The organism is Williamsia sp. (assembly GCF_036566845.1).
Classification (GTDB): domain Bacteria; phylum Actinomycetota; class Actinomycetes; order Mycobacteriales; family Mycobacteriaceae; genus Williamsia.
This window is the reverse complement of record NZ_DATCVM010000014.1, coordinates 1-5,689: the sequence shown is the minus strand read 5'-3', so window position 1 is coordinate 5,689 and position 5,689 is coordinate 1. Positions and strand designations below refer to the sequence as shown.

Genomic DNA, 5,689 nt, shown 5'->3' with positions numbered 1-5,689 from the left:
ACTCGTGTTCATTCGCAGTCCTTCGTCCGACCTGTCCGGTCGCCGATCCAGCATCGATACCCGACACCCACGCCTGCGAGGAGACCTACCATCAGATCCGGTGGCCCTGTCCCTAATGGGCACTGTCACGTTAAGCAATCAAGCGCTGATTGTGGTCGATCCGTGCTCGGAAACCTCCTGCCCGTGTGTGACTCATGTGGCTGGTGGGATTTAAGGAGGCGCCGAATCGATTAACGTGACAGCGCCGACATGAGAGATCGGACGAGTGCGGCATCGCTCGACGAGTCTTTGAAATGGACCCGGGATTTCGGACAGGGCGTTAGGTGTTGGGTTGCTTCGATAATGGCTGTTGAGGCCGAAGGAGCAACCACAGATGGCACCAGGTCGTAAGCGCAGGAATCATTCGCCGGAGTTCAAGGCCAAGGTGGTTCTGACAGCGCTGCGGGAGGAGAAGACCCTCGCTGAGCTTGCGCAACAGTTCGATGTGCACCCGAACCAGATCACCGCATGGAAACGTCAGCTGCTCGATGCGGCGCCCGATGCGTTCGCCGCAGGGACAGGGCATCGCGGGGATGAGTCCGAGGCGAAAATCAACACGTTGCACGCAAAGATCGGCGAACTGACCATGGAACGCGATTTTTTTAGGTCGCGGGCTCGATCGCTTCGATCCGAAGTGAGGCGGGCCATGATCAACCGCGACCACGACCTGCCGGTCCTCACGCAGTGCGAACTGCTCGAGGTGGCTCGTTCTACGGTTTACTACCGGCGACGATCGGCTGATCGCGGTGACACGGACCTGATGCGGCGGATCGACGAGATCCACCTCAGGTTGCCGTTCCTGGGTTCGCGCCGCATCGTCGACCACCTCACCGACGACGGGATGGTCGTCAACCGTAAGCGGGTGCAACGCCTGATGCGGGTCATGGGCATGGCCGCGCTGTATCCCAAGCGCAAGACGAGCACGCCGGCGCCGGGACACCGTATCTACCCGTACTTGCTGCGCGGCAAGAGCATCGACCGGCCCGGCCAAGTCTGGTGCACGGACGCGGGCGTACCTGCCGATGGCGTCCGGGTTCTTGTACCTGGTGGCGATCATGGACTGGTACTCCCGCAAGGTCCTCACCTGGCGGGTGTCGAACACCATCGACAGAGCATTCTGCATCGACGCCCTCACCGAGGCGATCGATACCTACAGGCCACCGGAGATCTTCAATACCGACCAGGGATCGACGTTCACCGCGACCGCGTTCACCACAGTGCTCGCCGATGCCGGGGTAGCAATCAGCATGGACGGCCGCGGCCGGTGGATGGACAACGTGTTCATCGAAAGACTCTGGCGCTCGGTGAAATACGAGGAGGTCTACCTGCACGCCTACGAGACCGGGGCCCAAGCCCGCGCCGGACTCGGCACCTACTTCGAGTACTACAACACCCGCCGTCGCCACCAAGGACTCGATGGTCTAACTCCCGACGAGGCATATCATCAACATCAGCGGCTACCGCAGGTCGCATAACAACCCAGCAGCCCGCCACCTACCAACCGCCGCGGACTGTCCAGACCACAGGGTCCATCTCACTTCGTCCTCCTTCACCGTCAGCAAAGCATTACGGGGTGTCACAGGGCTGGTCCTTCTTGGTCGAGAACGGCTATTTCGCAACTCCCATTCTCGCGCCGAGGACCAGCCCGTCTACTTCAATCCCGCGTCAGCAACGTCCATACCCACAACAACTGATATGTAGAGAAATTTGTCAAGAGACAGGTGGAAACGGCCTCGGGTACGTCAGTTCCCGAGGCCGTTTCCGTTTCGGTCGACGGACATGAAGAACGGCGGGTGACATGTCGATATTCACGACTCGTGGTCAGACTGATATACGCGGGTTGGCTACCGCAGGACGACTGTTCGGCAGGAACGGTGCTGCTGCTCTAGGGTCGGGCGTCACAATCGGTTCCGATTTCGGATCCTGTTGCTGCCCATAGTTGTTTTCGCAGATCGTTCCTCACGCTGTCATCACGCCCTTGCGATTGTCTATCGACCGAAATCTAAGGGACGGAGGAGCTCAAGGCATGTCGTCGACGACCGCCAACGACCAACACCATCCCGCAAGTTCTCGGGCGACGGCGACATTCGCGATCACCGGACGCTTCTTACGGGCGGTGAACTGCTCCCACCGATGATGCAGGCGGTGATTGCCGGCATGCCCACGAGCACGCGCAGCGGGGCTGGCCTTCTCCCACCGGATGCGCATCACCTGCCCAGGGTTGCGATAGATATTGCGGTGATGCCACGCTGCCTCGACCAACAACCGACGTGCATGACCGTTGCCGGTCTTGGTGATCGAACCCTGTGATCGTGATGTCCCCGAAGAGTATTCACTCGGCACCAGCCCGACGTACGAGCCGATCGTGCTCCCTGTGAATCGCTGCCAGTCGCCGATCTCGACCGCCAACCCGAACCCGGTCAACGTCGAAATTCCCCGCAAACATCCCAACCGGCGCACCATTGGCGTGTAGGGGCTGTTCTCCGCCATCTCTTCGATCTCCGTATCGAGTCGGTCGCGGCGGTCTCGCGTGAGCAGCATCGCCTCGTGGTTCGAGTCGAACGTGGCCTGCAGTGCCGACTGGTCGAACCTCTGGCCGCGGAGCCACACATCATGCGCACCGGTCCACGCCGCACCACCGGAATAGACAATTCCCTGGCGCAGAAGCAGTTTCGACAATCGGTGTCGGCATTGCATCAGATCCCCGCGAGCATCGCCGCGGGCACGGACCAGATCACGGGCCGCCTCCTGTTCCACCGAAGGAACTGTAACCTCGACGATCTCGTTCAACCGGAGCAACCTTGCCAGGCGCAAGGCATCGCGAGCGTCGGTCTTGACCCGGTCACCAGCAGGTCTCTGCAGTTTTGACGGCGCGACCACCACGCACTCCACACCCGCTTGATTCAGGGCTCGGCACAGGCCGAATCCGGTCGGCCCGGCCTCGTACACGACCTTCACCGGGCCCGGCAGCGAACGCAACCAGCCGAGAATTTCGCCGTGATCCGGGCATAATCGTTGTTTCCATACTTCACCGGTTTGACCGTCGATCGCGCATGCCACTACCGAGAGTGCATGCACGTCCAAGCCAACACTCGTACGCTGATATTTCACCGGGGCCTCCTGCAAATGTAGGCACTACCGATCCAGGCTTCGCCTACTCGGCAACCCACGACAACTTGCAAGCGAGGCCTCGGCCCAAAACGGGCCGACCTACATACCGTCTAGGCGTCTCGCCCGAAGCTGGCGGCTTTCAAACACACTCTGATTGCTGTTGATCCCCAGTGGAGTTCCGTTAAGTTGACAGAGTCCGCCGATAGAGGCCGGCGTGACGCATCAGGGCAACCTGGAAGTCGCGTAGTTGGGACGGCACGTGCTCCGCCTTGCGTCGCAGCATCAGCAGGGAAACGATCGTGTCATCGCCCCTGATGGGCCGAGTGGTGATCACCCCGGCCCGCACCAGCGGGTCGGCGCAGATGGAGTAGTCGGGCAGGATCGAGATCCCTAAACCCTCGGCAACCATGGCCTTGCCCATCTCGGCACCGTCGGTGGCGTACGTCGTTGCGGGCATGGTCCCCGCGAAGAGTCGGTGCGCGAACCGGTGCATGACATAGCCGGGTCGCATAGCGACGAAGGGCTCGTCGCGGAGATGGGCGACAGTGACTTGGTCGCCGGCAGCCAATGGGTGATCGGTACGGAGGCACGCGACCGGCTGGCCGTGGATGAGCTCGGTGGAGACGAGTCCGATCGGCACGTCGTCACCTGGCAAGACGTTGATGAGGCCCAGATCGAGGGTGCCCTCGGCCAGACCCTGGTGGATCTCACTCTGCTGGGCGTTGATGACCTCGACCCCACCGGAGGCGTACCGGACGCGCAGGTCGAGCAGGGCCGGCGCGAGCAGGGTCGACGAGGCGGTATTGACCGTACCGATGCGGAGCTCCCGCATCCGCACCGCCTGGTCGCCGGCCACCTGTCGGAGCTTGCCGACGGCCTCGATGACCTCGGTCATGTTCTGGAGCAGGTCGAGCCCCTCCCGGCTGATGCGTGAGCCGGTTCGGCGCCGGTCGAGCAGTGTGGTGCCGAGTTCCCTCTCGAGTTTGGTGATCGCCTCGCTCAGTGCCTGCTGGGAGATGTTCATTGCCTCGCTCGCGCGACGTAGCGACCCGTGGGCGGTGACGGCCACGAGGTACTCCAGTTGTTCGATGCGCATCGGGTTCTCCTGCGGTCGTGCCGAGGCCGCGCATCCCTGATCGGCGAGACCTGCCGTCGGGATCCTTCGGTGCGACATCTACTTACATGCTTAAAGCCTACTAAATAAGTATGAAAGCAAGTGGAGGCACATTTCTCGCGCCGCAACACGCGTCCCAGTCGGTGCGGCTGTCCCGTGGTTCCTAGATTCGAGTACGCGGCACGACTCACGGAAGGTGACAGGTTTTACCTGTCACCCCCTCCGAAATTTCTGGCGCATTAAGGGTAGTGGCGCCCCGGGGCTTCACGTAGCTTTGTCCGTGGTTTCGATAGGGAATTGTTCCAATCAAGGAGTTTCGATGAGCCCCACCCTCGCAGGGCCCGCGCGCCTGCAGTTCGCCCACGGCGCGCCAAGGCGGAGGACGATGCATGACCGCCGTCGCTGACTCGGCAGTCACCTGCCCGAAGCTCACCAACGCGCAAGCCGTCGCGGTCGCCCACACTCTGGCGGCAGGGTTTGCGGAGACCGCCGCCCGGCGCGATGCCGAACGACTCCTGCCCGGGCCCGAGCTCGACCAGCTCACCGAGTCCGGTCTGCTCGCGATTACCGTGCCGCAGGAGTACGGCGGCTCGGAGCTGCCTGCGGCGACGGTGGCTGAAGTCTTCCGGATCCTGGCCAGCGCCGACCCGAGCATCGCTCAAATCCCGCACAGTCATTTTGTCTACGTCAAAGCTATGCGAGAGCAAGGCACTCCAGCCCAACAAGAATTCTTCTTCGGTGAGGTGCTCGCTGGGAAGCGCTTCGGCAACGCCCAGTCGGAGACGGGCACCAAGCATGTGCGAGACATCCGGACGACGCTCACCCCTGAGTCCGCAGTGGCGGAGGTGCCGACGGAGCGAGCGCCTCGACCACGAAGGTGGCTCCTCAACGGAACCAAGGGCTACGCCACCGGCGCGCTCTTCGCCGACTGGATCCCGGTGCTCACCCACCTCGACGTCGACGGACCGCTCCACGTCGCCTGGGTCGAGCGCACCACGCCTGGCGTCACGGTGATCGACGACTGGAACGGCATGGGCCAGCGCACCACCGCGTCCGGCACCGTTGAGCTGATCAACGTCCAGGTCACCGACGACCGGATCACGCCCTACCACCTGACCTTCGACCGCCCCCAGACCTACGGTGCGTTCGCGCAGTTGCTGCACTCGGCGCTCGATGTCGGGATCGCCCGGGCGGCGGTCGACGACGCGGCGGAGTTTGTGCGCACCAAGAGTCGGCCGTTTCCCGATGCCGAGGTTGAAAGCGCAGCCGACGACCCGCTCATCGTGCAGGCATTGGGGCAGATGGAGGTCGCCGTACGCGGGACCGAGGCATTACTCCGCGAAGCGGGCACAGCCGTCGACGCGGCCAACGGCGATCTCACCGCCGATACGGCCGGTACCGCGAGCCTTGCAGTCGCCGCGAGCC

The 5,689-nt window shown here is 62.9% G+C and carries 4 protein-coding genes; 2 read left to right on the top strand and 2 right to left on the bottom strand.

The genetic code is table 11. The annotated features are described in order from the left end of the window. Positions 1 to 373: 373 nt before the first annotated feature. A protein-coding gene (locus VIQ49_RS00530; RefSeq protein ID WP_331879856.1) for an IS3 family transposase occupies positions 374 to 1,514 on the top strand; the annotation gives its coding sequence in 2 pieces (ribosomal slippage) (positions 374 to 1,048 and positions 1,050 to 1,514; 1,140 coding nt in all). A 544-nt stretch (positions 1,515 to 2,058) separates the two neighbouring features. Here the strand turns inward: VIQ49_RS00530 and VIQ49_RS00525 are convergent. Together VIQ49_RS00525 and VIQ49_RS00520 are read right to left on the bottom strand one after the other, a co-directional pair. Next, the gene (locus VIQ49_RS00525) at positions 2,059 to 3,150 is read right to left on the bottom strand and encodes an IS110 family transposase (RefSeq protein ID WP_331879854.1); all 1,092 of its coding nucleotides are present in this window, start codon (positions 3,148 to 3,150) and stop codon (positions 2,059 to 2,061) included. 181 nt (positions 3,151 to 3,331) lie between these two features. Next, a complete protein-coding gene (locus tag VIQ49_RS00520; protein ID WP_331879853.1) occupies positions 3,332 to 4,246 on the bottom strand; it encodes a LysR family transcriptional regulator in 915 nt (304 codons plus the stop codon). Between the two features lie 407 nt (positions 4,247 to 4,653). Between VIQ49_RS00520 and VIQ49_RS00515 the strand changes: the two genes are divergently transcribed. Further along, on the top strand, positions 4,654 to 5,689 hold a 1,036-nt coding region (locus tag VIQ49_RS00515), incomplete at its 3' end, for an acyl-CoA dehydrogenase family protein (protein WP_331879851.1).

What these genes read in the sequence shown, in the direction of transcription:
- VIQ49_RS00520 (WP_331879853.1), bottom strand. Translation starts at nt 4,246, where the DNA reads ATGCGCATCGAACAACTGGAGTACCTCGTGGCCGTCACCGCCCACGGG.